The organism is Clostridium malenominatum (assembly GCF_039521365.1).
Lineage (GTDB): Bacteria > Bacillota > Clostridia > Clostridiales > Clostridiaceae > Clostridium_AW > Clostridium_AW malenominatum.
On record NZ_BAAACF010000001.1, the window covers coordinates 218,354 to 245,107 of the forward strand.

Genomic DNA, 26,754 nt, shown 5'->3' on the forward strand with positions numbered 1-26,754 from the left:
AATGTCAGAAAGTAAAGAAGTTAAAGGGAAAGGGTTAGGAGTATTTGAAAGATATTTAACTCTTTGGGTTGCACTTTGTATTGTGGTGGGAATACTTATTGGTAAATTTATACCTGTTATACCACAAACCCTTAATAAATTTGAATATTATAATGTTTCACTACCTGTAGCGATACTAATATGGCTTATGATATATCCAATGATGCTTAAAATAGATTTTTCTAGTATTGTTACTGCTACAAAAAAGCCAAAAGGACTGGTAGTTACCTGTGTGACTAACTGGCTTATAAAACCATTTACTATGTATGCTATAGCAGCATTCTTCTTCAAGGTTGTATTTAAAGCTTTTATACCAGCAAATCTTGCCACCCAGTATTTAGCAGGAGCAGTACTACTTGGAGCAGCTCCATGTACAGCCATGGTATTTGTATGGAGTTATTTAACAAAAGGGGATCCTGCATATACTTTAGTTCAAGTAGCAGTTAATGATTTGATTATTCTTATTGCCTTTACTCCAATAGTAGCATTTTTATTAGGAGTAAGTGATGTTCCTCTATCCTACGGTACACTAATACTTTCAACTATACTTTTTGTAGTTATACCACTAGGATCGGGATTTTTAACAAGAAATGCTATTGTAAAAAACAGAGGATTAGACTACTTTAATAATGTATTTTTAAAGAAGTTTGATAATGTGACAATTATGGGATTGCTATTAACATTAGTTATTATATTTTCATTCCAAGGTGAGATTATACTAAACAATCCACTGCATATTCTTCTTATAGCAATACCTTTAACCATACAAACTTTCTTAATATTTGCCATTGCTTATGGATGGGCAAAATTATGGAAACTACCACATAATATTGCTGCACCAGCAGGTATGATTGGAGCAAGCAACTTCTTTGAACTTTCAGTAGCAGTTGCCATTGCACTATTTGGATTAACATCAGGTGCAGCTCTTGCAACAGTGGTTGGGGTACTAGTGGAGGTACCAGTAATGCTTACTCTAGTTAAAATAGCAAATAATACTAGAGAATGGTTTAAAGAACAATAAAGTATAAATATAAAAATTTCAATACCCCATGCACTATGTATGGGGATTTTGCGTTTTATTTAATATTACTCATTTCGATTTATTTTGACAAAGATTTATAGCAAAAATTACATATTTAATATATAATAAAATAAAATATAAAGCTTAATTTGGGGTGAGTTAACGCAATAAAAGGGGAGAGCTTTATGATTGAAAAATCTTATTTAAAAAAGGTGTGTCCATATAAAATAGTTATTAAGGTACTAATACTCCTTTGGTTTTCTTCTCTTCTTGCATTAGTAGTTTTTTCTCATAATAAAACTTCTGAAAGTATTAAGAGAGAGCTAGGCAACAAGGCTATGATAGTGGCAGTAGATTTAGCTGAGAGATTTGACGTGGATGAGAGGGAGTATAATAGGCTTCTTTCACTGAATTTCCGTGAACTGCTGAATGATTCTGTAAATATTGAATTTGAACAAATGACAAGAAATATAATGAGTTATTCAGATATCAAGTATATATATATTTTATCAAATATTCCAGACTCTAAGGCTAAATATAAAGTAGAAAACGGGGAAGAAGAAATTTATGGTATGCCATTAGGCACGCTATTGAACGCTACTTACCTATTAGATGGGGTTGCCAGTTATGATGTAAGATTAGAAGATACTAATTGGGAATGGTATACGGATAAAGATAGATATACTGTAATGGACGAGGACACTACTATTGCATATAAAAGTGAGAAACCAGGATATTTTGTTTCTAGTAGCCCATGGGGGAATTACTTGACAGGATATGCACCTGTTTATTTAAGGGACGGAAAATATATAGGTATAGTAGGGGTAGATCTTTACATGAGTAAATATTCATCCCTAATAAGAAATAATTTGTACATAATAATTGGATTTGTCCTTACTAATATTTTAATTGGATTACTGACTATTTACCTTTCTGTTAGACTTAAAAAAGTGGATAAGGAAATGAAAGAAAAAATTATAATCTCGTGCACCGATTGGTTAACATCAACCTTAAATAGATGTTCATTTATGGAGATACTTGAAACAGAGTGGGGCAAGAGTATTAAAGATAAGAAAATCATGTCTTTACTTTTTATAGATTTAGATTTTTTTAAACAATATAACGATAATTACGGCCATTTGGCAGGAGATGAAAATTTAAGAAAAATTTCATTGCTTCTCAATGAAAAAACAGAAGCATATAGAGGAATAGTTGGAAGATACGGCGGAGATGAATTTATGATTTTACTGCCAAGTTTAAATAAAGAGAAAACTGAAAAGCTAGCTAATGAGATAATTCAAGGAATGAAGGAAATAAATATTAAACATGAATATTCACTAATTAATAATTATCAGACGGTAAGTATCGGTGGGGTAAGCATTCTTCCAAATAACAGAATTTCCATAGAAGATTTAATCCACTACGCGGACACAGCATTATATGAAGCAAAAAAGGTTGGAAAAAACAAGGCAGTTATTTACGACAAAATCCAAGTATAATTAGTACACAAGGGGATGAAATGTATGGAGATTATTCTTATTTGCATAATAGTAGTATTGTTAATATTATTACTGATTTTATTTTTGAAATATTGTAAAAGGGATATTTTAGAGCGTAAAGTAATGGAGGACAGGTTGTATAGATTGGCTTATTATGATACTTTGACAAAGCTTCCTAATAGAGCTTTTTTTGAGAAGAAGGTAAGCAAGATGTTAAAGGAGGCAGAAGAATCTGGAGAGAAGATGGCGCTGCTTTATTTTGATATTGATGATTTTAAAAATGTAAATGAAATACTAGGTCACAAAATTGGCGATGAGTTATTAAAACATATTGTAAATATTATTAACACCTTTGTTAAGCCACCTAATTTTTGTGCTAGATTAAGTGGCGATGAGTTTGTTATTGTATTAAAGAAAATTATAGATAAAGATCTTATTATTAAAGACGTAGAAGATTTTTTAATGGAAATAAAAAAACCGTGGAATTTTGAAGGTAATGAGTTTTTTATAACTGTAAGTATGGGCATTGCAGTTTATCCAGAAGACGGCAGAGACTTAGAGAGTTTGTATAAGAATGTAGATGCTTCAGTTCATCATGTGAAATCTAGAGGTAAAGATGGATATGAGTTTTACGATTTTAATATGCAGGAAAAAACCTTAAAAAGAATAAGCATGATAAACAGTTTAAGAATTGCCATTGAAAATAAAGAGTTTACTTTATACTATCAACCACAAATAGAACTTCAAACGGGAAAAATAAAAGGTATGGAAGCATTGATAAGATGGTTTCATCCAAAGAAAGGACATATTCCTCCAGATCAATTTATTCCCTTGGCAGAGGAAGTAGGATACATAAGACAAATAGATCAATGGGTTATTGAAACTGCTTGTAAGCAAAAGAAGCTATGGAATGAAAAGGGATATAACTTTGGGAAAATATCAGTAAACATATCTAGCAAAATGTTAGTACAGGAAGATTTTGTTGGAATTTTAAAAAATACCTTAAATGAATGTGGCTTAGAGTATAGTGAGCTGGAAATTGAAATTACAGAAACGGCTATAATATATGATTTAGATTCTGTAATAAAAATTATTGAACAATTAAGAGGAATAGGTGTAAGTATTGCCCTAGATGACTTTGGAACAGGCTATTCTTCCTTAACCTATTTGAAGAAGCTCCCTATAAATGTATTGAAAATTGATAGAGAATTTATACAAAGTATTATAAATAACAACGAAGAAGAATTTATTGTAAAGTCAGTTATAAAGCTTGCCCATAATTTAAAACTTCAAGTTATCGCAGAGGGTGTTGAGACCATGGAACAAGCTACTTTTTTAAAAGAGGATGGATGTCAGGTTGGTCAAGGATATTTATTTAGTAAGGCTGTACCTCCAGAAGAAATTGAAAAGTTATTCTCTAGTGGAAAAATAATATAAAAATTCATAAATAAAATAAGGTATAAAAGGCAAAGATATATTGATGAAAATATATTGATAGAGGAGAATGACTATGAAGAAATTTGTTTGTACAATATGCGGGTATATCCATGAAGGAGATGCTCCACCAGAGAAATGTCCTATTTGTAAGGCTGATGCTAGCAAATTTAAAGAAGCCACAGACGATTTAAATTGGGCAGATGAACATAGAATAGGCATAGCTGAAGGATTAGATAGTGAAGTTATAGAAGGATTAAGAGCAAACTTCTTAGGTGAATGTACCGAAGTTGGAATGTATCTTGCTATGGCAAGACAGGCAGACAGAGAAGGATATCCAGAGGTTGCAGAAGCTTATACAAGAATCGCCTATGAAGAAGCGGAACACGCAGCAAAGTTTGCAGAGCTTTTAGGCGAGGTGGTAAAACCTAATACTCAAGAAAACTTAAAAGCAAGGGTTGAAGCTGAATATGGAGCATGCGCAGGAAAGAAAGAGCTTGCTACTTTAGCAAAGCAAAAAAATCTTGATGCTATTCACGATACAGTGCATGAAATGTGTAAGGATGAAGCACGACATGGAAAGGCCTTTAAGGGTTTACTTGAGAGATATTTTAATAAATAAAAGAATGAAAAATGGAAAGGGTTCCTTTAGTTTATAAAGAAACCCTTTTTCTATTAGATTAATACTGTTTAGGTTCAAAGGTTGAGCAATTAGCTTGAGTATATACTTGCACATCATCTCCAGTAACTTTTATAGATTCTGCATTACATAGCTTATCTGAGTTATAAATGCAATTTTGTACATTACAAGTAATTGCAGAACAAGGAGAACCAGGATTATTAGCGTTATTTGTAAGGGTGCCGTAGTGAGCTGAATCTAAAAAAGAACCACATGAAGTGTGAGAAGAATTTTTAGCTTTAAGACCACCTACATTAATAACATTAGCGTAGCAAGCAGCTTCTTTATTGTGAGAACAATTTAAAACATCACAACTAATTCTTTCCATAACTTAAAACCTCCTTTAATATTTACATAATAAGTTTAACCAATATGGAGATTAAATATATATAACACATTAAAAAATAATTTAGTCATATATTGCATTATTTAGTTATATATAATAATATGGGAATAACTGTTAGATTAAAGAGGTGAATGTATTGAAAGATGAATTTTTAAGCAAAATACAAATAAGTCCTGTTATTGCTGCGGTAAACAATATAGAAAAACTAGAGGAGGCCATAGAATCTCCTTGTGAAATAATATTTCTTTTAACAGGTGACATTTTTAATCTTGAACAAATAGTAAAAAAGGTTAAAGAAAATGAAAAAAGTATATATGTACATATAGACTTGCTAGATGGATTTTCTAGGAATTTAACCACTTTAAGATATATTAATCAAAAGACTAATTTAGATGGAATAATTACTACAAAGAGTAGTTTTATACGTCCAGCTAAAGATATGGGGTTATTTACCATACAAAGGCTATTCATGATAGACTCTCTATCTTTAGATTCGGGAATTGAGTCGATAAAAGTAACTAAACCAGATGCCGTTGAAATTTTGCCAGGTATTATGCCTAAAATTACAGAAAAAATATATCATGAAACTAGTATTCCCATTATAACTGGTGGATTAATAATGGATAAAGAGGATGTAATACAAAACTTAAAATATGGTGCAGTAGGCATTTCAACAAGCAAAAAGGAAATATGGTATGTATAATTTATTAATAAATAAGTTGACAAGCTATTTGAGGATATGGTAAAATCAATACAAGATAGAATATTTAGTAAATTTCGTAAATTTAATATTTAAGGCCAGAGAAATGAGAGCCATACTATAAGAACTTATATAAAGTAAGTTTATTTTAGTATGGCTTTTTAGTTTATTTTTTAAAGTATCCCAAGAAGAGCATGTGAATGTAAACGTATATTTTTCTAGAAAAGTCTTCTAGAATTTTATAAAATTAATCTAAGGGGGAATAAATAATGTCAAGTTTTACGGCCGAACTATTAGGTACAATGATACTAATACTATTTGGGGATGGTGTAGTTGCTGGAGTTCTTTTAAACAAAAGTAAATCACAAAATTCAGGTTGGATAGTTATTACAACTGCCTGGGCCATTGGTGTTGCAATTCCTGCATTTATTTTTGGTGGTATAAGTGGAGCTCATTTAAATCCAGCTTTAACTATTGCGCTAGCTGTTATTGGAAAATTCTCTTGGTCTCAGGTACCGGGCTATATCATTGCTCAATTCTTAGGTGCAATGATAGGGGCAACGCTAGTGTGGCTTGCTTACTTACCACACTGGGCTGAAACTGAAGATAAATCAGCAAAATTGGGGATATTTTGCACTGGACCAGCTATAAGAAATTTACCAGCTAACTTCTTGACTGAAGTAATTGCTACGTTTATATTGGTTTTCACTGTATTAGGAATAGGAATACCTAAGGCAGCAGATGGAATATCACCGTTAGTAGTAGGTTTATTAATTTTAGCACTTGGACTAGCTTATGGTGGACCAACTGGGTACGCAATGAACCCTGCAAGGGATTTAGGACCTAGAATTGCTCACGCTATATTACCTATAGCTGGAAAAGGCGACTCCGATTGGGGATATTCATGGGTACCAGTAGTTGCCCCAATAGTAGGTGCATTAATAGGAGCTTTACTATTTAACATTGTATTTTAATAATAATAGTCCGTATATAAGTTAGAAAAATTGGGGGGAAATATCATGGAAAAGAAATATATACTGTCTTTTGACCAAGGAACTACAAGTTCAAGAGCTATTTTATTTAATCATAATGCAGAAATTGTTAAGGTTGCGCAAAAGGAATTTACTCAAATATATCCAAAGGCAGGCTGGGTAGAGCATGATCCAATGGAAATATGGGGAACTCAAATGGGAGTTGCTAGAGAAGTTTTGGAAACTATGGGAGTTAGCCCATTAGAAGTTGCAGCTATTGGTATTACAAATCAAAGAGAAACTACTGTAGTTTGGGACAAGAACACAGGTAAACCTGTATATAATGCAATTGTTTGGCAATGTAGAAGAACTGCTAGCATTTGTGATGACTTAAAGAGAAGAGGCCTGGAAGAATATATAAAAGAGAGTACTGGACTTGTTGTAGATGCTTATTTTTCAGGAACTAAGATTAAATGGATTTTAGACAACGTAGAAGGAGCTAGAGAGAAAGCAGAAAAGGGAGAACTTTTATTTGGAAATATAGACACCTGGTTATTATGGAATCTAACAAGAGGTAAGGTTCACGTAACCGACTACACCAACGCATCTAGAACTATGATATTTAACATAAAAGATTTATGTTGGGATGAGAAAATATTAAAAGAATTAGATATCCCAAAATCCATGCTTCCAGAAGTAAAACCATCTAGTGAAGTATATGGAGTAACAGATGAACATACCTTTGGAGGAGCACAAATTCCTATAGCGGGAATAGCTGGGGATCAACAAGCAGCCCTATTTGGACAGGCTTGCTATGGTGAAGGAATGGCTAAAAACACTTATGGAACAGGCTGCTTCATGCTTATGAACACTGGAGAAAAAATGGTTCCTTCCAAAAATGGATTGCTTACAACTATAGCTTGGGGTATTGATGGAAAGGTTAATTATGCTTTAGAAGGAAGTATATTTATAGCAGGAGCTCTTATTCAATGGTTAAGAGATGAATTAAGACTTGTTGTAGAAGCTTCTGACAGTGAATATTTTGCAAAGAAAGTTAAGGACACTAATGGTGTTTATGTGGTTCCAGCTTTCGTAGGACTTGGAGCCCCATATTGGGATATGTATGCAAGAGGCGCTATACTAGGACTTACAAGAGGAGCAAATAGATGTCATATAATTAGAGCAGCTCTTGAAGCTATTGCTTACCAGACTAGAGACGTATTAGAAGCTATGCAAGAGGATTCAGGAATTGACCTTAAAGAGTTAAAAGTAGACGGTGGAGCGGTTGCAAATAATTTCCTAATGCAGTTCCAATCTGATATCTTAGGAGTACCAGTTAATAGACCTAAGGTTATAGAAACTACAGCTCTAGGTGCAGCTTACCTTGCAGGACTTGCAGTAGGTTTCTGGAATAACGTAGAAGAAATATCTGAAAAATGGAATGTAGATAAAGTATTCAGCCCTGAAATGGAAGAAGATTATAAAGAAAAGATATATAAAGGCTGGAAAAAGGCTGTGGAAAGATCACAGGATTGGGAAGAGGCATAATACAATATTAGAAGTAAAAGCTTGAGATAAGGAGAGGCATGCTAAAAAACCTATAGAAAGTAGGATTACTTAGCATGCCTTTACATTTTAAAGCTAGTGAAAGACTAGATGAGGAGGGTTAATGGTGTATGATGTAGCCATTATAGGTGCAGGTATTATTGGTACCTTTATAGGAAGAGAATTATCACGATTTAATTTAAAAGTAATAATACTAGAAAAAGATAATGATGTGGCAAATGGAACCACAAAGGCTAATAGTGCCATTGTACATGCTGGATATGATGCGGAGGCAGGAAGCAATAAAGCTAAATTTAATGTGTTAAGCAATCCTATGTTTGATAAGTTGTGCAAAGAACTTTCTGTACCTTTTAAGCGTATAGGCTCTTTGGTAGTAGCTTTTGATAAAGAGGACATGAAGGTTTTAGGCAAGTTGTATGCTAATGGCATAGCACTTAATGTTCCAGGTATAGAGATAATAGACGGAGACAGGGCCCGTCAAATGGATCCAAGTTTAAGTAAAAACATAATAGGAGCACTGCATGCACCCACAGCGGGTATTGTTAGTCCTTACGAATTAACAATAGCACTGGCAGAAAATGCAGTTGAAAACGGGGTAGAATTAAGATTAAATAATGAAGTATTGGATGTAAAGAAGAAAGATGATATATATAAAATAATCACTAATGAAGGAGAAGTTAAAGCAAAATATGTAGTTAACGCTGCAGGAGTCTATGCAGATAAAATTAACAATATGGTGGCACCAGAAAGCTTTAAGATTATCCCTAGAAGAGGGCAATATTATGTACTAGACAAAAGTTCAGGAAATATAGTTAATAAAGTTATTTTCCAATGTCCTACCTCCATGGGAAAAGGGGTTTTAATTGCACCAACAGTCCATGGAAATACTTTAGTAGGACCAGATTCTGAGGATATAGAAAATAAGGAAGTGAAGGAAACTACAGCAGAAGGAATGGACTATATAAGACAATGTGCAAATAGAGCTTGTGAAAATCTCCCTCTTAATAAGGTGATAACCTCCTTTGCGGGGCTTAGGGCTGAGGCCACAGGGGGAGATTTCATAATAGAGGAATGTAAGGAAAGTAAAGGATTTATTAATGTAGCCGGTATTAAGTCACCAGGACTAGCATCCTCTCCAGCCATTGCGGAGTATGTGGTGGAAATCATTAAAGGAATAGCAGGTGACCTAGAGGAAAAAGAAGATTATAACCCTGTAAGAAGAGAAGTTATAATATTTAATGAGTTAAGTGATGAAGAAAAGGCAGAGGTAATAAAAAAAGACCCAAGGTACGGAAGGGTAATATGTAGATGTGAAAATATTACAGAGGGTGAAATTGTAGATGCAATCCATAGAAAGGTTGGAGCTACCACTGTAGATGGTGTTAAAAGAAGGGTAAGGCCTGGTATGGGAAGGTGCCAAGGGGGATTTTGTGGCCCAAGGGTTATGGAGATTTTAGCTAGAGAGCTTAGAAAAGATATAAAAGACATAGTTAAAGGCAATAAGAACTCTTATATAATAACAGGTGAAACCAAAGAGTGATATGGAGGTGATGAGATGCTTAGTTATGATATTGTAGTCATAGGAGGAGGCCCAGCGGGTCTTGCTGCGGCCATTGAAAGTAAGAAAAATGGTGTAGATAGTATTTTGATTATTGAAAGGGATAGGGAATTAGGTGGAATACTTCAACAGTGTATCCACAACGGCTTTGGTCTTCATATTTTTAAAGAAGAATTATCAGGCCCTGAATATGCAGGAAGATTTATTGAAGAATTAAAAGAAATGGGCATAGATTATAAGCTAGATACTATGGTAATAGATATTACCGAAGATAAAGTAATAAGTACGGTAAACGGTGAAGAAGGTTTTATTAAAATACAGGCTAAGGCTGTAATACTTGCCATGGGATGTAGAGAGAGAACCAGGGGAGCTATAAATATTCCAGGAACAAGGCCAGCAGGAGTTTATAGTGCAGGTATGGCTCAAAGGTTTATTAACATGGAAGGGTATATGGTAGGAAAGAAGATAGTAATACTAGGTTCTGGAGATATAGGCCTTATAATGGCTAGAAGACTTACATTGGAAGGAGCTGAGGTGGAGGCTGTGGCAGAACTCATGCCTTTTTCAGGTGGGCTTACTAGGAATATAGTTCAATGTTTGGAGGATTTTAATATACCCTTATTATTAAGTCATACCGTGGTGAAAGTTGAAGGAAAAGATAGAGTAGAAGGGGTTGTAATAGCTCAGGTTGATGAAAATAGAAGACCTATTAAGGGGACAGAAAAGCATTATGAGTGCGACACCCTTTTATTATCAGTTGGGTTAATTCCTGAAAATGAATTATCAGAAAAGGCTAATGTAGAAATTCATAGGGTTACTTCAGGTCCCGTGGTTAATGAGTCTATGGAAACTTCAATTAAAGGAATTTTTGCCTGCGGAAATGTGGTTCATGTACATGATTTAGTGGATTTTGTTACTGAAGAAAGTAGAAGAGCAGGTAAGGGCGCTGCTAAATTTGTTAAGAATTTGCTTAAGGAAGATGAAGATGTAATAACTACAGTAGCAGGAGAAGGTATAAGCTATATAGTTCCTCAAAGGATTAGAGTAGAAAATATAGATGATAGTGTTCACTTATTTATGAGAGTGAAGAATGTTTATAATGATGTTAAGCTAGTAATTAAGTTGGATGATGAGGTAATAAGGGAAATTAAAAAACCTCATTTAGCTCCAGCGGAAATGGAAAATATAAAAATTAAATCAAGTTTGCTAAAGGAAAGAAAAATATCAGAAATATCCATATGTGTAGAGGAGGTGTAAAAAATGAGTAAAAGGGATATGGTTTGCATTGTGTGCCCCATAGGTTGCAGGTTAACTGTAACGGAGGATGAAAATGAACCTTTAGGATATAAGGTAACGGGGAACACATGTAATAGAGGAATCGATTATGGAATAAAGGAGCTCACTAATCCCACTAGAGTTTTAACCTCTACTGTCAAAATAACAAAGGCTCATTTGAAAAGACTTCCAGTAAGAACTAATGGTGCAATTCCGAAAGATAAGATCTTTGAATGTATGAAAGTGATAAATTCTCTTGCTCTGGAGGCCCCAGTAAAGGTTGGACAAGTTATTGTTGAGAATATATTAGGGACAGATATTGATTTGATAGCCACTAAAGATATGTAGTGAGGATTTAAAGTCCATAGGTGTTTAGCCTATGGGCTTTAAATTTTTTGAAATATGGTTAATATAAAGTAAAATGTGGTAGAATTTATATGATAATAAATAGAATATATTTAATGTTCTAAGGAGTAGATAAAGTTGAATAAGTATATAGAATTTAAAGATGTAAAAAAAGCATATAAAATGGGGGAAGTAGAAATCGAAGCTTTAAGCGGAGTAGATTTTACCATTGATAAAGGTGAATTTGTCATAGTGGCAGGAGCTAGTGGTGCTGGTAAAAGTACAATATTAAACATATTAGGAGGCATGGATAAGGCATCCAGTGGAAAGGTCATAGTAGATGGTCAGGAAGTAAATGCATTTTCTAATAAAGACCTTATTACTTATAGAAGGCATGATATAGGATTTGTATTTCAATTTTATAATTTAGTACAAAACTTAACTGCTATTGAAAATTTAGAACTAGCAACGCAAATATGTAAAAATCCCTTAGATATTGAAGAAATATTGGAGGCTGTAGGGCTTACTGAAAGAAAAAAGAATTTTCCAGCTCAACTATCGGGTGGAGAGCAGCAAAGGGTAGCTATTGCTAGAGCACTGGCGAAAAATCCAAAACTCCTCCTTTGTGATGAACCTACAGGAGCGCTAGACTACAACACAGGGAAAGCTATTTTAAAGCTTCTTCAAGATACCTGTAGAAAAATGGGCATGACCGTAGTTGTAATTACTCATAATCTAGCAATAACCCCTATGGGAGATAAGGTTATCAAGGTTAAGAATGGAAAAATAGAAAGTGTAACCATAAATAAAAGTCCTATGAATGTAGAAAGGATTGAGTGGTAATGATAAAGACTTCTTTAAGAAAGGATGCTTTAAGGGATATTAAAAAGTCCTTAGGAAGATTTCTATCTATTTTAGCCATTGTAGCCTTGGGTGTAGCTTTTTTCTCGGGTCTTAAGATATCTCCAGAGGATATGAAAAATACCGCAGATAAATATTATGACGATTACAATTTAATGGATATAAGAGTGGTGTCCACCTTAGGTTTAACGGAAGGGGACTTAGGAGAAATAAGAAAAATTCAAGGAGTAGAAGGGGTCTTTGGAACCTATAGCTTAGATGCCTTAGCGGAATATGAGGAAAAGGAAGTAGTGCTAAGGGTTCATGGGTTACCCTTAGATAAATTAAAAGATAACCATGGAGATTATATTAACAGAGTAAGACTCATTGAGGGAAGGTTACCTGAGAAGTCTGGGGAGTGTGTCATTGAAAAGGGAAAAAATGATTCTATAAATGTGCCTTTAGGTACTGTAATTAAGGTTAATTCAGGAAAGGATACCCCTTTAAGTGATAACCTTAAAACAACAGAATATAAAGTAGTGGGTATGGTGCAGACCCCTTACTACCTATCGTTTGAAAAGGGAAGCAGTAATATTGGCAATGGTCAAGTAAGAAATTTTATAATGATTCCACAGGAAGATTTTAAATCAGAGGTTTTTACAGAAATTTTTGCTACAGTTAAAGGAGCGAAGGAACTAAACTCTTATAAAGAGGAATATTTTAATGTGGTTCATAAAGTTACAGATGAGATTAAAAACTTGGCTAAAGATAGGGAAGTTCTTAGATATGCAGATATTTTACAAGAAGGAAAAGAGGAATTAGAAAAAGGTAAAAGGGAATATTTAAAGGAAAAGACTGATGCAGAAGAAAAATTATCTAAAGCTTTAAAAGAAATAAATGATGGTAAATTAGAAATAAGTAGTAATGAAAATAAACTTGCAAAAGAAGAAAGAGATTTCAATTTTTCTATTAAAGAAGGAAAAGAGAAAATAGCTAAGGGTGAGGCAGATTTATTAAAAGGAGAGGCGGAATATGAAAAAGGCCTTAAAACCTTCAATGAAAATAAGGCTTTGGCAGAAGAGGGATTTAAAAAGGCCGAGGAAGAAATTAAAAAAGGAGAAGATGCTATAGTTTTATTACAGAGTAAGATAGAAGAAATTAAGGCTGCTTTAGAAAATCCAGAAGTACCTCAGAGCGAAAGGGAAAAGCTTTCTCAGGAATTGCAAACCACTCTTCAAATGTTAACTGGAACTAAAGAGAGTGTAGAAAAGGGGAAAAGAGAATTAGGGATAAAAAAGACTGAATTGGCTAAAGGACAGGAAGAACTTAATGAATCCAAAGCTTTATTGATTTCTTCTAGAGAAAAGTTAGAAAAGGAAAAAATAAAGCTTAAGGAAGGAGAAGAAAAGGGTCTTTTAGAATTTAAAAAGGGAAGAGAAGAAATTCAAAAGGCCAAAATAGACTTAAAAAAGGGTGAAGAAGAATATAAAACCTCAAAGGAAAAGGCAGATAAGGAACTTTTAAAAGCTTTAAAGGAAATTGAGGAGGGCGAAAAGGACTTAGAAAAAATTGAAAAGGGAAAATGGTATGTATTAGATAGAGATAGCCATTATTCCTATGTAGACTATGGTGGGGCAGCAGATAGAATTGATGCCTTATCTAGAGTGTTTCCGGTATTTTTTGCCTTAGTTGCAGCTTTAGTATGTCTAACCACTATGACTAGAATGGTAGATGAGCAAAGGGTAAATATAGGAACACTAAAAGCATTAGGGTATGGGAAGGGAGCTATAGCTTCTAAGTACATATTTTATGCTTTAACCGCAACATTTTTAGGTTGTGTAATAGGAATAGCTATAGGATTTACAGTATTCCCAATAGTTATTTTTAATGCCTATGGAATTATGTATGTATTACCTCCCGTTATCTTAAGTTTTAATGGGGCTTTAGCAACCTCAATATCATTAGGAGCTGTAAGCGTTACTACAATGGCTGCGTTTTTTGCTTGTAATAATGAATTAAGGGAAAGTCCCTCTTCACTAATGAGACCAAGGGCTCCTAAAGAAGGAAAGAGAATACTACTGGAAAGAATACCTTTCATTTGGAATAGATTAAATTTTAGTGGCAAAGTTACAACGAGAAATATATTTAGATATAAAAGAAGATTTTTCATGACCGTATTTGGGATAGCAGGATGTACTGCCTTAATGCTTTCGGCCTTCGGTATAAAGGATTCCATTAGAACTTTGGTAGATAAACAGTTTGGAGTTTTATTTACCTATGATATGACTGTAAGACTAGAGCCTGAGGCTGTGAAATATGTGGCTGAAGATGATAGAATAGCTAGCCATGAATTAATATTTAGAGAAAGTGGAAGTCTTTCATTAAATGATATAAAAAAAGATATTTCCATAATAGTTCCAAAGGATTTAGATAATATAGACGATTTCATACATCTTCAAGGACGTAAAGATGAAAAGAAAATTAATATTCCTGAAGATGGAGTGATAATCACTGAGCAGGTTGGTAAGATTTTGGGGGCAAAAGTTGGAGATGAGATAAAGCTTATTAATAATGAAGATGATGAAGCTTTAGTTAAGGTAAGTGCCATCACTGAAAACTATCTTTTCAATTATGTGTATTTATCTCCAAGGTTTTATAAGACGATTTTTAAGGAAAAAGTAGAATTTAATGAGGCTATAGGAGTTTTAAAGAATACTTCTAAGGAGTTTGAAGATAGCTTATCTAGAGATTTAATGAAAAAAGAAGGAATTTCTAACGTAAGCTTTAACACTGCTATTAAAGAAAATTTTGAGGATACCATAAGAAGTTTAAACTATGTAGTGCTAGTTATGATTATATCTGCAGGAGCATTGGCTTTTGTAGTCTTATATAATTTAACCAATGTTAATATAAGCGAAAGAATAAGAGAGATTGCCACTATAAAGGTTCTGGGTTTTTATGATAATGAGGTGTCTGCATACATTTACAGGGAAAATACAATCCTAACCCTTATAGGAACTCTAGTGGGACTGGTCATGGGAGTATTCTTACATAGGTTTATAATGACTACTGTAGAAATGGAAAACATGATGTTTGGACTTAAGTTGAATTTTAAGAGTTATATAATTTCTGTAGCTCTAACCCTAGTATTTGCAATTCTTGTAAACGTGGCGATGTATTATAAGCTTAGAAATGTTGAAATGGTGGAGTCTTTAAAGAGCGTGGATTAAAAAGAGTTATTTATGAGAATAAACATATTCATTAAAGTAGGAATGAATATGTTTATTTTTTTATATGTTTATTTATCAAAAAAATAATATTTATAAAATAATAATAATATATTTAGAATAGTGTGTATCGTACAGTATTATAAAATTAGGAGGTGATTAAGTGAAAGAAAACAAAGATGATGTGCTACTTAGCAGCTTAGTGCAGGAACTGAGAAGGGGTACAATAATTCTAAGTGTATTAAGTCAATTAAAATCACCGCAATATGGATATTCTCTCGTTGTATTGCTTGAAGAGAAGGGAATAGCTGTAGATGCAGGCACTCTATATCCACTTCTAAGGAGGTTGGAAAAACAAGGACTCTTATATAGCAGTTGGGAAGTAGAAAGCGCAAAACCAAGGAAGTATTATCATTTAACTGATAGTGGTAAGAATATATATAATAAACTATGTGAACAATGGCTGGATATGGTTAAAAACATGGATAATCTTATAAATAGTTAGGGGGGGAAATCAATGGATATAATTAATCGATATGTTTATGCTGTTACGAGAAATTTGCCAGAAAAACAACGGGAAGACATAGAAAAAGAATTAAAAACACTAATAGATGATATGATCGAAGAACTGGAAGAGTCAGAGCCTTATGAAAGTAAAGTGAAAAAAGTACTATTGGAGCTAGGAGATCCTGAAGTACTTGCAGATAATTATAGAGGTTCTAAACGTTATTTAATAGGTCCTAAAAATTATGATAAATATATAACTATACTTAAAATAGTTTTAGGGGCTGTATTTATAGGGATATCAATAGGAGTTATTGTAGGAAGTATCGTTGATAATACTCAAAATATAGTTAGTATTTTTTCAAATTATTTGGGAGCATTGTTCTCAGCACTTCTTCAAGGCTTTGCTTGGACTACTGTGGGCTTTGCTATTGCAGAGCGAAATAATGCCAATGATGCAGGAATTAGACTACAAAAGGATAAGTGGACTTTATCGGAGCTACCAATAATTCCAGAGAAAAAAGCCATAATATCTCCAATAGAATCAGTGGTAGCAATATTATTTTCAACTATTTTCATGGCTATATTCTATTTTTCGCCTGAACTTTTTGCTGCATATATTCAAAATTCCAAAGGAATATCAATAATACCCGTATTTAATTTAGAAATTGTAATGGGATATAAAATATTCTTTGTAATTATTTTCATACTAAGCATACTCAAGGAAGTACTAAAGCTTATTTCAAGAAGATGGACGTTGAAACTTGCAGCTTCCTTTACATTTTTAAGTGTAATTTCAACGATTTTAATGTTAATAGTATTTACTAACCCAGGAGTATGGAATCCAGACTTTGCAGGTGAAATAATTAAGTATACAAATTTAAGCGTTGATTTTAGTAACTTATGGTCAAGGCTAACATCATCATTCATTATAATTATGATTATAGCTTGTATTTTAGAAGTATCAACGGCACTGTACAAGGGAGTAAAGTATAACGTAACAAAACAGTAGAAATTATAGTATATATTAGCAGCTATCTGTACAGAATAATCCTGAGGTGATATAGTTATGAAAAAAGTTGGTATACAAAAAGGGTTAAAAAATGTAGCGGATTTTTTAACTAAAGAAGGGTATTCAGTGCAAGAACTAGGTGAATCAATGGAAAGCAGTGAGTCAAAGTTAGATAACCTAGATGTTATTGTAACAGCAGATTATAACGCTAACATGATGGGATATAGTAATACAGAAACTAAAACTCCTATAATAAATGCAAGTGGATTAACTCCCCAGGAAATAAAGAGTTTAATTGATAAGCATAATAGTAAGTAAATAAAAGCTACTAAGTATTGTAATAGATACTTTAGTAGCTTTTTAAATTATTTTTTTATAATTGTACTAATTTACAGGAGTACTTATTCATACGCTTTGTACATTAAAAATAGAGATAACCTTTGGGCTATCTCTATTTTTATCAATTTGTAGGAAAGCTGTGATTTGTGAAATTTAATTATTATTTAAAAGATTATCTATTACTTGATTAATTTCAGCTTTTGTTAAATTAGCTCCCTTTGCATTTCTTGCAATTATTATAGCATCTCTTACTGCTTTGACATTACTTGTTTGTACAGTATTTATTCCTAATTTTGTATAATAGCTAAGAGTTGTTGTTCCTGAATTTATCATTGAAAGTGACGTTATTATTGTGTTTGCATCTGCTTGTACTTTTCTTAGCGTTGAGTGCTTTTTACCTTTTAATGCTTCATTAACATCAACTAAATTGATATCAGTCACACCAGTTACTCCTATTAATTTATAATCATCTAAGGTTGCTGTCCCTGCATTTACCGATCCAAATGAGATTTGTATTTTATTTAAAACATCATTTATTACTTGATTAATTTCAGCCTTTGTTAAGTTAGCTCCTTTTGTATCTTTTGCGATTATTATAGCATCTCTTACTGCTTTAGCGTTATCTGATTGTACAGTATTTATTCCCAATTTTGTATAATAACTAAGAGTTGTTGTTCCTGAATTTATGGTTATAAGTGAATTTATTATTGTATTTGCATCTGTTTGTACTTTGCTTAACGTTGAGTGCTCTTTACCTTTTAATGCTTCATTAACATCGACTAAATTGACATCAGTTACACCAGTTACTCCTATTAATTTATAATCGTCTAAAGTTGCTATTCCTGCATTTACTGCATCAAGTGAGATTGCTATTTTATTTAAAACATCATTTATTACTTGATTAATTTCGGCTTTTGTTAAGTTAGCTCCCTTTGCATCTTTTGCAATCATTATAGCTTCCTTTACTGCTTTGGCGTTATCTGCTTGTACAGTACTTATTCCCAATTTTGTATAATAACTAAGAGTTGTTGTTCCTGAATTTATGGTTATAAGTGAATTTATTATTGTGTTTGCATCTGTTTGTAGCTTGCTTAATATTGTATGTTCTTTATCTTTTAATGCTTCATTAACATCAACTAAATTGATATCAGTTACACCAGTTACCCCTATTAATTTATAATCGTCTAAAGTTGCTGTTCCTGCATTTACCGATGCAAATGACCCTTCTATTTTTTGTGGTAACTCATCTAGAACTACTTTTATTTCATCTTTTGTTAAATCACATTCCTTTGAATTTCTTGTAATTATTATAGCAATATTTAACTGTTTTAAGTTATTTGATTGAACATTTTCTATGCCTATTGCTTTATAATCATTTATACTAGCTGTTCCTGTATTTATTTTTATAAGTGCTTCCTTTTCCTTTATTTCTATTTTTATCTCGTCTACTATTTGATTTATAGTTTCTTGAACATTAGCTGCGGTTACAGTTTTACCCTTAACTTTATTATTTACTGATTGCAAGTCAGAAATAGTTAAAGGATTTACTCCCACTATTTCATAATCATTCATAGTGGCATTTCCAGCATTTATATTTTCAATAGATTGTTGTATTTTTTCATCTTCGAATACTGGAATATTTACATAGCAGTAATCATTTAGAATCTGCCCGCCCAAATTATACGGAGCTGATCTTACTTCAATAAGATGTTTACCTGGAGTTAAATATTTTATTGCAAAAGTTGTATAACGTGATTGTTCCTTTTCTTGAAATTCAAGTAAAACATCCGTGCTTTCTCCTATAAACTTACCATCTACATGTACAGTTGTATTATCATAGTAATTAGTATGCTTAGTTTGAATTACAATTTCTTTAGTATTCATATCATATGTGCGACCTGAAAATTCAGCTACCTGTATATTGTTAACATAATAAGTAAGTATTTCTCCATTATAATCATAACGTCTTTTAGCATCACCTATTGCATTAATTTTAAAGCTCAAGCTTGAATTATTATCATAAGCTTGTACCTTTTTTGTGTGCATAAAAGTTGCAAATAATAATATAGTGACAAATACCGTCATGACTTTTTTATACATGTGTTTCATATAATCTCCTCCTTATACTCTATTTATATATTAAGTTATTTTTTTCAAAAGTAAATATATATTTCCAATTATTTAATTATATATTATTATTGTATTAAGTATTATATTTAAAATACGAATATAATAATATGAAATTTTATAATGATATTTAAAAGGGGAGATTTCTATGAGTAGAATATATAATAATATAAATAATCAGAGCGTTAATATTAATCAGAGCCAAGCTTTTGAAAAGGCAAAATTAAATAAAGAAAATGAATTAAGTAAAAATATTACGGAAGAAGTAAAAAAAAATGATAGCATAACAATAAGTGAACAAAATGAAAATATAATTAATACTAAAAAAGCTCATGATGCTTTTAAAGATACTTGTTCCGATTTTGGATATACAGAAACTTCACTGGGTGCATATGCTGATATGAGCCTTTATTATGCTATTGCAGTAGATCAGATGAGAAGCCGAGGAATTTCAGTACCATACTTCACTCTTGATGGAAAAAACAATGATTTTTTACCATTTGTAGATAAATTAAAGGACTTTGCTAAAGAATTAAATATGAGTAATCCAGGTTTTTTACCAAGTCAATTTTTGGACTTTTGTGATGCATTCAAAGAAAAATTAATTCAGTATGGTTGTGAGTAAAGTTAATTAAATAAGTATTAATATAAGTTACTAATTATTGTATTAGGTGTTATATTTAAAACACGAATATAATGATAGGACGATTTATAGTGGTATTTAGAGGGAGCTTCTATGAGTAGAATATATAATAATATAAATAACCAAAGCCTTAATGTTAATAAGAGCCAAGTTTTTGAAAAGGCAAAATTAAATAAAGAAAATGAATTAAGTAAAAATATTACTGAAGAAGTAAAAAAAAAATGATAGCATAACAATAAGTGAACAAAATGAAAATATAATTAATACTAAAAAAGCTCATGATGCTTTTAAAGATGCTTATTCCGACTTTGGATATACAAAAACTTCAATGGGTGCATATGCTGATATGAGCTATTATTACGTTATGGCAGCGACTCAGATGAGAAACCGAGGAATATCAGTACCATACTTCACTCTTGATGGAAAAAACAATGATTTTTTACCATTTGTAGATAAATTAAAGGACTTTGCTAAAGAATTAAATATGACTAATCCAGGTTTTTTACCAAATCAATTTTTGGACTTTTGTGATGCATTTAAAGAAAAATTAATACAGTATGGTTGTGAGTAAAAATGCAGTAAAACTTTTGACGATACTAGTATCTGCAAGGGGAGATTTCTATGAGTAAAATATATAATAATATAAATAACCAAAGCCTTAATGTTAATAAGAGCCAAGCTTTTGAAAAGGCAAAATTAAATAAAGAAAATGAATTAAGTAAAAATATTACTGAAGAAATAAAAAAAAATGATAGCATAACAATAAGTGAGCAAAATGAAAATATAATTAATACTAAAAAAGCTCATGATGCTTTTAAAGATACTTGTTCCGACTTTGGATATACAAAAACTTCAATGGGTGCATATGCAGATATGAGCTATTATTATGTTATGGCAGTAAGTTTGATGGAGGATAAAGGAATTTCAGTACCATACTTCACTCTTGATGGAAAAAACAATGATTTTTTACCATTTGTAGATAAATTAAAGGACTTTGCTAAGGAATTAAATATGAGTAATCCAGGTTTTTTACCAAGTCAATTTTTAGATTTTTGTGATGCATTTAAAGAAAAGTTAATACAGTATGGTTGTGAGGAAAATATAGTAAGTAAATAAAAGCTACTAAGTATTGTAATAGATACTTTAGTAGCTTTTTAAATTATTTTTTTATAATTGTACTAATAAGGTTCTTAATATAATCTAAGTCTATTCCTTCATTTTTACAATAAAGTCTAATTTCAGATTCATATTTATTATTAAAAGAATCAACGTAATAATCTAAATAAGGGGCTCCGATGATGAACATATATATCACCTCCCAATAAAGTATTTGTGTTTGTGAAATTAAAACTTGAAATTAACATAATACATGCACTCCTTTCGTAAATTTTTTATATTAAAAAAAGCCGCAGGTATACCACGGCTTTTAATACACAAAAATAAAATTATAAATTAAAAAACCATGGGTCATGATAACCCATGGTACAAAAGCAAATAAACATTATAAATCAAAAAAATTTATATAACACTTTTGGCAGAGCTATCAACATTTAATGTTTCTATATATTTAATTGCAGTGTTTGATGAAAATATTGTATTTAACATAACTCTACCTCCTTGTTTAAATTTTATTTTAATAAAAGTATTATAACACATGTAGAAAATATTGTAAACATTTTTTGGAATTTTATTTTCTAAATATTAGTAATTAAATATAAAATTAATTATTCAAGAACTCTGTTTATAAAATCATCTATAAAGCTAATTTCTGTATCATAAAGGTACACAAAATTAAATTCTCTATGAATAAAAACATTTTCTATAGGAATTATTTTCATAGTTCCCGCTGCTATTTCCTTTTCTACAGATACTTTAGACAATATGCTAAGGCCGGCTTCTTCTTCTACTAAAGTCTTTATTCCATTAATGCTGCTAATCTCTAAATGGTGGTTTAATACATCTTGGCTATAACCCTTGCTTGTTAGAACTCCCTCTATTATTTCCCTAGTACCAGAACCTTTTTCTCTTAGAATAAGATTCTCTTTAAGTAGTTCATCAATAGTTATACTCTCTATTTTACATAGCTCTCCCTTTGTTGGACCGACTAATACAAGGTCATCATCTCTAAACTTTTTATATTTAAATTTAGTTTTATCAAAGGGACCCTCGATTAAAGCCATGGATAATTCCCTATCTAATAATTTTTTTAAAATAATGTTAGTATTATTAACAGTTAATGCTATACTTATATTTTTATTTACTTCCATATAATCATAAATAATTCTAGGCAACACATAATCACCAATAGTCATTGTGGCACCTAGTTTGTATCTTTTTTTGTTCAAATCTTTTTGTTCTAACTTATCTTTTAAGTTTTCGTGTATATTAATCATTTCACTAGCATATTGAAGAAAAATCTTTCCTTCATCAGTTAATCTAAGTATTCTACCTTCTTGCTTAAAAAGGCTAACGCTATAATAGTTCTCCAAGTACTGAATTTGTTTATATACTGCAGGCTGGGTTAAATTAAGGATTTTTGCAGCCTTAGTATAATTTTTTGTTTTCGCTACAGTTATAAAAGTATATAATCTAGAATCCATATATTTCACCACCTACTATAAGTATACTACAAAATACCGTAAAGTAGAGAACCCATTCCTCCAGCTATTACAATGGTGACTATTGGATGTATCTTAGTTTTCAAGCTAAGTAAAAGTATTGATAAACCTATAAATACAGATTTTATATCTAAATAGGATTGATCGGCTAGGGAGAAGAAGGCACTAAGAATAAGTGCAATTAAAGCAGGTCGCATGCCCCTTAGACCAGATTTCAGGATTTTTGAGTCTTTAAATTTAAGAATAAAATGTGTAGCTATTGATACTAAAATAAAGGAAAAGGATACAACTCCTAAAGTTGCAAAGAAACTTCCCCAAAATCCATATATTTTATATCCTACAAAGGTAGCAGTGTTTATTGAAATTGGCCCTGGAGTCATTTGGGATACTCCGATAATATCTAAAAATTCTGAAGAAGTTAACCAGCCATTGTTAGTCACCACTTCTCTTTCTATTAAAGGCAGCATGGCATACCCACCACCGTAGCCAAATATTCCTATTTTAAAAAAGCTTATATATAATTTAAAAATAGTACTCATGTTAAATTTCCACCTTTCTTAGTGATAATATGCCATAAGTTGCAGAAAGAAATATAATTGCAACAGGATGTACATTTAATATTTTGATGGCAACTAGAGATAAAATTATAATAAAAACACTAGTAAGATCTTTTTTTACTGACTTAGATAAACTCTTTACTGCTAATAGCACAAGGACAGGAACAGCGCCGTTTATTCCTTTGAAGATATTATCTATGAAAGCTATATCCCTAAATTTTGCAAAACACATTGCTATAAGTAAAATAATTAAAAATGATGGTAAGATAACACCCATTAATGCCAAAATAGCACCAAGTATTCCACCAAGTTTATATCCAATAAATAAAGAGGAATTAACTGGCATAGCCCCAGGAAAACTTTGAGATATAACTAAAATATCTGTGAATTCTTCCTTTGTAATCCATTCTCTATTATCAACTACTTCTCTTTCGATTAAAGGTATCATGGCGTACCCACCACCAAAGGTAAATGCACCTATTTTAAAAAAACTAAAAAACATAACAATTAATTTTTTCATCATAATCCTCCCGACAAATTTAATGCTTGTTTAAATTTTAGCACAGAAGATTTATAACTAAAACTTATTGTTTATTATTATATTATAACTAGTTGGAATACAAAGGCATTTATAGTTAATTAAAGCTTGCTTCGTTTTTTTATACTTTTATTATTTCGATAATAATATATTATAGAAGTAATAAAGGCAGCTAAAATTTTTACAATAAGATCTGTTGAGGTATCTTCAAGCCCACCTTTAACCATATTAGTATTAAATAAATAATCTCCTATAAACTCAAACATCTCCCATAGAGTACCTAAAGTAATTGAAATGCTAAAGGCAAAAATTGCTGTAAAAAAATCAAATCTTTGATTAGTGATCCCTTCTTCTTTTGTTATAACTCCTTCCATTGAATATAATGCGATTATAACCACATAACTACCAGACGTGGCGTGGAGAAGTATATCCCACCACCAAAATATACCATAGAAATTTTTGATTTCTCCTAAGTATTGTGCAAGAAAAATAAATATTAACGTCATTAATTGAAAGTTATAGGGCAGCCTTATCTTCTTTATATTAGCAATACGCGTAAGTATAAAAGGAATTATAAGACATACAACAGCTAATAGTGATAGCCACAGGTTTTTCCATTGTCTTGATACAATACTAAGTATAGCTGTGATTATTAGAGTTATTTCAAAGAGAAGAGCTATTCCAATTACTAATCTATTATTTTTGTTATTCATTAGAATATATTCCTTTCTAACTATTTATATTTACAATAGTTATTCTTCTTATATACATAAAATATACTCCTATAGAATTGTGTAAAATAAGTGAAAATATGGTATGATTATACTAGGAATTTATAGGAGGGAGTTTTTATGAATTCGCAAAACATGGAATTAACTAGAATAATATTAAGAAGAATAACTGGTGGTGATATAGCCTCAAGTATAATAATAATTATATTTCTTCTAATGTTGATTGCATATTTAATATACGTTATGGAATATCCTAAGGACTCTATATTAATGGGTGAAAGATGGAAATATAAAAGTAATTTAGAACCCAGTGAATCCCATGTAAAGCATACAAAAGTTATGGCAAAAGTATTGTTAGCTGTATGTATTATCACAATAATAACGATTTTAGTTAGTATAATAATATAAAAATTTCATAAAAATTTTTACAGCGTTTTTATGAAATTAAATACAAAAGAGCTTGAATATATTTAATATCCAAGCTCTTTAGAAATATTAGCTGTAGTTTCTCTTACCTTTTTTAAACTCTCTACCATTTCTTTTTTTGTGGTCAAAGTATTTTCAGTAAGCTTCACAATATTCTATGTTATCCTAAAAGTAGTTTTAAGCATTTCACAGGAAGATTAAAGCTTTTTGCTATTTGCTCTATGGTAAAACCTTCAAAGATAATCTCATCTATGTTTAGATTTACTAGTTTTAAAGCAAAGTAATTAGCTTGTCGTTCCATTTTATCTAAATTTAAGAGATTTATATTAAAGGCACTAGTTATCATATTAGTATGTAGGATAGCATGGCCCAATTCGTGAGCTAATATGAATTGCTCATATTCAACAGTTAAGTTTTCTCTAATAAAAACTACCTCTGTGTCAAAAAAATTTCTATTATAAAAAGCTTCATTTCCATGGAGTAAAACATTACTCATAGGAAGCTTTTTTATGGAAATGTCTAAATAATCGTACAAATCATAGATATTGTTAGTTCCATAAATGTCTATTAGCCCATCTATTATGTTGTCAATCCATACATATTCCATAGGATCCCTCCGTTAATATATTAAGTATAAAATTAGAATTATTTTTTATATTTATAACTCAATAGTCTAAGCTGCCTTAATAATTCATTAGCAAATTCAATAATTTCATCGTCACTCATTTTATTTATGTCAAATCCCCCGAAGCCCATTATAGCTGGTTGTTCTAGAATAAACCTCATAGCATCTTCAGGAGTGTTGAAGTTTATAGGGGCATCCTTGCTTTCGTCGTCTAATAAATCACTAACCTTTAAGTTTAAGGAATTAGCAATAGAATTTAACACATCTAAGCTGGGGTTATACCTATTATTTTCCACATCTGCAAGGTAAGAACGGGAGATATTAGCTTTTTCTGCAAGTCCCTTTTGAGTGAGGTTACTTTCTTTTCTATACATTTTTATATTTTTTCCAATAGACATTTGAATCTCTCCTATATTAATAATTACTTGAATTTACTGGTTCAACCGACAATTTACATATAATTATATATTATAAAATATGGAAATACAATATATGGTTAGAAAATAAACGTAAAAGGAAGGAAAATACAAGATAATTTAATGAGATGAGTAATATACAACTTTTACATATTGACGGAAATACAATACAATATTATCAAATGGAAACATGTGTTTGCATAATAAACTTAGGGGGTATAGCGTATGAATAAAAGCTTACTAAAGGAAACTGATGAATTACTAAATAATTATAATTCAATGGCAGCTGAGATAAAGAACTTAGAGATAGAAATTGAAGAATTAAAATTAGAGTACATAGGGTATAAATCAATTAGTTATGGTGAAAAAACAAGTAAAACTTTTAAAATTAGCAATACAGTAGAGGAAGAATATATTAGAAAAGAAACTTTAATAGACAAGCTAAGAAAGGAAAAAGAATACAAAGAAAGATTAAAAAATAAAATTGATAATGCCTTAAATGTACTTGATGAAAAGGAGAGGACAATAATTAAGTTAAGGTGCATTGAAAATAGACCTTGGAAAGAGGTTGGGGACATACTAGGCCTGGATTATGACTATGCTGGAAGAATAAAAAGAGCTGCAATAAATAAAATGTTAAACTTAATTTGGATTAAAGAAAAATATAGTAAATAAGTCGTAAACTTTACTTTTATAATGAGTTAAACTTGTGGTTTAA

At 31.3% G+C, this 26,754-nt stretch carries 30 protein-coding genes; 21 read left to right on the forward strand and 9 right to left on the reverse strand.

What is annotated here, in order from left to right:
- Nucleotide 1: 1 nt before the first annotated feature.
- The 4 genes from arsB (at nucleotide 2) to ABDZ69_RS01140 (ending at nucleotide 4,615) form a co-directional block, all read left to right on the forward strand.
- Nucleotides 2-1,060, forward strand: a complete 1,059-nt coding sequence (gene arsB, locus ABDZ69_RS01125; protein ID WP_343765556.1) for an ACR3 family arsenite efflux transporter — start codon at nucleotides 2-4, stop codon at nucleotides 1,058-1,060.
- Nucleotides 1,061-1,245: 185 nt separating this feature from the next.
- Nucleotides 1,246-2,559, forward strand: a complete 1,314-nt coding sequence (locus ABDZ69_RS01130; protein ID WP_343765559.1) for a GGDEF domain-containing protein — start codon at nucleotides 1,246-1,248, stop codon at nucleotides 2,557-2,559.
- A 135-nt stretch (nucleotides 2,560-2,694) separates the two neighbouring features.
- Nucleotides 2,695-3,996: a putative bifunctional diguanylate cyclase/phosphodiesterase gene (locus ABDZ69_RS01135; RefSeq protein ID WP_343765562.1), complete on the forward strand. Its 1,302-nt coding sequence runs from the start codon at nucleotides 2,695-2,697 to the stop codon at nucleotides 3,994-3,996.
- Nucleotides 3,997-4,069: 73 nt separating this feature from the next.
- Nucleotides 4,070-4,615, forward strand: a complete 546-nt coding sequence (locus ABDZ69_RS01140; RefSeq protein WP_343765565.1) for an NADH peroxidase — start codon at nucleotides 4,070-4,072, stop codon at nucleotides 4,613-4,615.
- Between the two features lie 58 nt (nucleotides 4,616-4,673).
- Here the strand turns inward: ABDZ69_RS01140 and ABDZ69_RS01145 are convergent, their stop codons facing one another.
- Nucleotides 4,674-5,000: a DUF1540 domain-containing protein gene (locus ABDZ69_RS01145; RefSeq protein WP_343765568.1), complete on the reverse strand. Its 327-nt coding sequence runs from the start codon at nucleotides 4,998-5,000 to the stop codon at nucleotides 4,674-4,676.
- A 145-nt stretch (nucleotides 5,001-5,145) separates the two neighbouring features.
- Between ABDZ69_RS01145 and ABDZ69_RS01150 the strand changes: the two genes are divergently transcribed.
- The 11 genes from ABDZ69_RS01150 (at nucleotide 5,146) to ABDZ69_RS01200 (ending at nucleotide 17,334) form a co-directional block, all read left to right on the forward strand.
- On the forward strand, nucleotides 5,146-5,721 hold the full coding sequence (locus ABDZ69_RS01150) for a glycerol-3-phosphate responsive antiterminator (RefSeq protein WP_343765570.1): 576 nt from the start codon (nucleotides 5,146-5,148) through the stop codon (nucleotides 5,719-5,721).
- 266 nt (nucleotides 5,722-5,987) lie between these two features.
- Entirely contained in the window at nucleotides 5,988-6,692 is a 705-nt protein-coding gene (locus tag ABDZ69_RS01155; RefSeq protein WP_343765573.1) for an MIP/aquaporin family protein, read from the forward strand.
- A 45-nt stretch (nucleotides 6,693-6,737) separates the two neighbouring features.
- Nucleotides 6,738-8,237 (forward strand): glycerol kinase GlpK, encoded by a 1,500-nt coding sequence (gene glpK, locus ABDZ69_RS01160; RefSeq protein ID WP_343765576.1) that lies wholly within the window; start codon nucleotides 6,738-6,740, stop codon nucleotides 8,235-8,237.
- A 121-nt stretch (nucleotides 8,238-8,358) separates the two neighbouring features.
- Entirely contained in the window at nucleotides 8,359-9,795 is a 1,437-nt protein-coding gene (locus ABDZ69_RS01165) for an NAD(P)/FAD-dependent oxidoreductase (protein WP_343765578.1), read from the forward strand.
- Nucleotides 9,796-9,810: 15 nt separating this feature from the next.
- A complete protein-coding gene (locus tag ABDZ69_RS01170) occupies nucleotides 9,811-11,070 on the forward strand; it encodes an NAD(P)/FAD-dependent oxidoreductase (protein ID WP_343765580.1) in 1,260 nt (419 codons plus the stop codon).
- A 3-nt stretch (nucleotides 11,071-11,073) separates the two neighbouring features.
- The gene (locus ABDZ69_RS01175; RefSeq protein WP_343765583.1) at nucleotides 11,074-11,436 is read left to right on the forward strand and encodes a DUF1667 domain-containing protein; all 363 of its coding nucleotides are present in this window, start codon (nucleotides 11,074-11,076) and stop codon (nucleotides 11,434-11,436) included.
- 135 nt (nucleotides 11,437-11,571) lie between these two features.
- Nucleotides 11,572-12,276 (forward strand): ABC transporter ATP-binding protein, encoded by a 705-nt coding sequence (locus ABDZ69_RS01180; RefSeq protein WP_343765586.1) that lies wholly within the window; start codon nucleotides 11,572-11,574, stop codon nucleotides 12,274-12,276.
- Entirely contained in the window at nucleotides 12,276-15,503 is a 3,228-nt protein-coding gene (locus ABDZ69_RS01185) for an ABC transporter permease (protein ID WP_343765588.1), read from the forward strand. The genes ABDZ69_RS01180 and ABDZ69_RS01185 overlap by 1 nt, the downstream gene beginning before the upstream one ends.
- Before the next feature lie 160 nt (nucleotides 15,504-15,663).
- On the forward strand, nucleotides 15,664-16,005 hold the full coding sequence (locus ABDZ69_RS01190) for a PadR family transcriptional regulator (RefSeq protein WP_343765590.1): 342 nt from the start codon (nucleotides 15,664-15,666) through the stop codon (nucleotides 16,003-16,005).
- A 12-nt stretch (nucleotides 16,006-16,017) separates the two neighbouring features.
- Nucleotides 16,018-17,016 (forward strand): HAAS signaling domain-containing protein, encoded by a 999-nt coding sequence (locus ABDZ69_RS01195; RefSeq protein WP_343765593.1) that lies wholly within the window; start codon nucleotides 16,018-16,020, stop codon nucleotides 17,014-17,016.
- 57 nt (nucleotides 17,017-17,073) lie between these two features.
- Entirely contained in the window at nucleotides 17,074-17,334 is a 261-nt protein-coding gene (locus ABDZ69_RS01200) for a YkuS family protein (RefSeq protein WP_343765596.1), read from the forward strand.
- A 174-nt stretch (nucleotides 17,335-17,508) separates the two neighbouring features.
- Here ABDZ69_RS01200 and ABDZ69_RS01205 read toward each other — a convergent pair whose 3' ends face one another.
- On the reverse strand, nucleotides 17,509-19,464 hold the full coding sequence (locus tag ABDZ69_RS01205) for a hypothetical protein (RefSeq protein ID WP_343765598.1): 1,956 nt from the start codon (nucleotides 19,462-19,464) through the stop codon (nucleotides 17,509-17,511).
- Nucleotides 19,465-19,630: 166 nt separating this feature from the next.
- Between ABDZ69_RS01205 and ABDZ69_RS01210 the strand changes: the two genes are divergently transcribed.
- From ABDZ69_RS01210 to ABDZ69_RS01225, 4 genes are all read left to right on the forward strand, one after another.
- On the forward strand, nucleotides 19,631-20,107 hold the full coding sequence (locus ABDZ69_RS01210) for a hypothetical protein (protein WP_343765600.1): 477 nt from the start codon (nucleotides 19,631-19,633) through the stop codon (nucleotides 20,105-20,107).
- Nucleotides 20,108-20,218: 111 nt separating this feature from the next.
- Nucleotides 20,219-20,350, forward strand: a complete 132-nt coding sequence (locus tag ABDZ69_RS01215; protein ID WP_343765602.1) for a hypothetical protein — start codon at nucleotides 20,219-20,221, stop codon at nucleotides 20,348-20,350.
- 103 nt (nucleotides 20,351-20,453) lie between these two features.
- A complete protein-coding gene (locus ABDZ69_RS01220; RefSeq protein ID WP_343765605.1) occupies nucleotides 20,454-20,696 on the forward strand; it encodes a hypothetical protein in 243 nt (80 codons plus the stop codon).
- Nucleotides 20,697-20,746: 50 nt separating this feature from the next.
- Nucleotides 20,747-21,241 carry a hypothetical protein gene (locus ABDZ69_RS01225; RefSeq protein ID WP_343765608.1) on the forward strand — a complete coding sequence of 165 codons (495 nt, stop codon included), beginning with the start codon at nucleotides 20,747-20,749 and terminating at the stop codon, nucleotides 21,239-21,241.
- A 43-nt stretch (nucleotides 21,242-21,284) separates the two neighbouring features.
- Here ABDZ69_RS01225 and ABDZ69_RS01230 read toward each other — a convergent pair whose 3' ends face one another.
- The 5 genes from ABDZ69_RS01230 to ABDZ69_RS01250 form a co-directional block, all read right to left on the reverse strand.
- Nucleotides 21,285-21,431, reverse strand: coding sequence for a hypothetical protein (locus ABDZ69_RS01230; RefSeq protein WP_343765611.1), 147 nt, complete (start codon nucleotides 21,429-21,431; stop codon nucleotides 21,285-21,287).
- Nucleotides 21,432-21,849: 418 nt separating this feature from the next.
- Nucleotides 21,850-22,725 (reverse strand): LysR family transcriptional regulator, encoded by an 876-nt coding sequence (locus ABDZ69_RS01235; protein ID WP_343765614.1) that lies wholly within the window; start codon nucleotides 22,723-22,725, stop codon nucleotides 21,850-21,852.
- A 26-nt stretch (nucleotides 22,726-22,751) separates the two neighbouring features.
- On the reverse strand, nucleotides 22,752-23,282 hold the full coding sequence (locus tag ABDZ69_RS01240) for a chromate transporter (protein WP_343765616.1): 531 nt from the start codon (nucleotides 23,280-23,282) through the stop codon (nucleotides 22,752-22,754).
- Nucleotide 23,283: 1 nt separating this feature from the next.
- Nucleotides 23,284-23,820 (reverse strand): chromate transporter, encoded by a 537-nt coding sequence (locus ABDZ69_RS01245; protein ID WP_343765619.1) that lies wholly within the window; start codon nucleotides 23,818-23,820, stop codon nucleotides 23,284-23,286.
- 119 nt (nucleotides 23,821-23,939) lie between these two features.
- A complete protein-coding gene (locus ABDZ69_RS01250) occupies nucleotides 23,940-24,551 on the reverse strand; it encodes a DUF2238 domain-containing protein (RefSeq protein WP_343765622.1) in 612 nt (203 codons plus the stop codon).
- Between the two features lie 138 nt (nucleotides 24,552-24,689).
- Between ABDZ69_RS01250 and ABDZ69_RS01255 the strand changes: the two genes are divergently transcribed.
- Nucleotides 24,690-24,977 (forward strand): DUF6199 family natural product biosynthesis protein, encoded by a 288-nt coding sequence (locus ABDZ69_RS01255; RefSeq protein ID WP_343765624.1) that lies wholly within the window; start codon nucleotides 24,690-24,692, stop codon nucleotides 24,975-24,977.
- A gap of 178 nt (nucleotides 24,978-25,155) precedes the next feature.
- Here ABDZ69_RS01255 and ABDZ69_RS01260 read toward each other — a convergent pair whose 3' ends face one another.
- Together ABDZ69_RS01260 and ABDZ69_RS01265 are read right to left on the reverse strand one after the other, a co-directional pair.
- On the reverse strand, nucleotides 25,156-25,602 hold the full coding sequence (locus ABDZ69_RS01260) for an ImmA/IrrE family metallo-endopeptidase (protein WP_343765626.1): 447 nt from the start codon (nucleotides 25,600-25,602) through the stop codon (nucleotides 25,156-25,158).
- Between the two features lie 38 nt (nucleotides 25,603-25,640).
- Nucleotides 25,641-26,018, reverse strand: coding sequence for a helix-turn-helix domain-containing protein (locus ABDZ69_RS01265; protein ID WP_343765629.1), 378 nt, complete (start codon nucleotides 26,016-26,018; stop codon nucleotides 25,641-25,643).
- Nucleotides 26,019-26,261: 243 nt separating this feature from the next.
- On the opposite strand from ABDZ69_RS01265, the gene ABDZ69_RS01270 reads away from it, so the two are divergent.
- Nucleotides 26,262-26,711 (forward strand): sigma factor-like helix-turn-helix DNA-binding protein, encoded by a 450-nt coding sequence (locus tag ABDZ69_RS01270; protein WP_343765632.1) that lies wholly within the window; start codon nucleotides 26,262-26,264, stop codon nucleotides 26,709-26,711.
- Nucleotides 26,712-26,754: the final 43 nt, after the last annotated feature.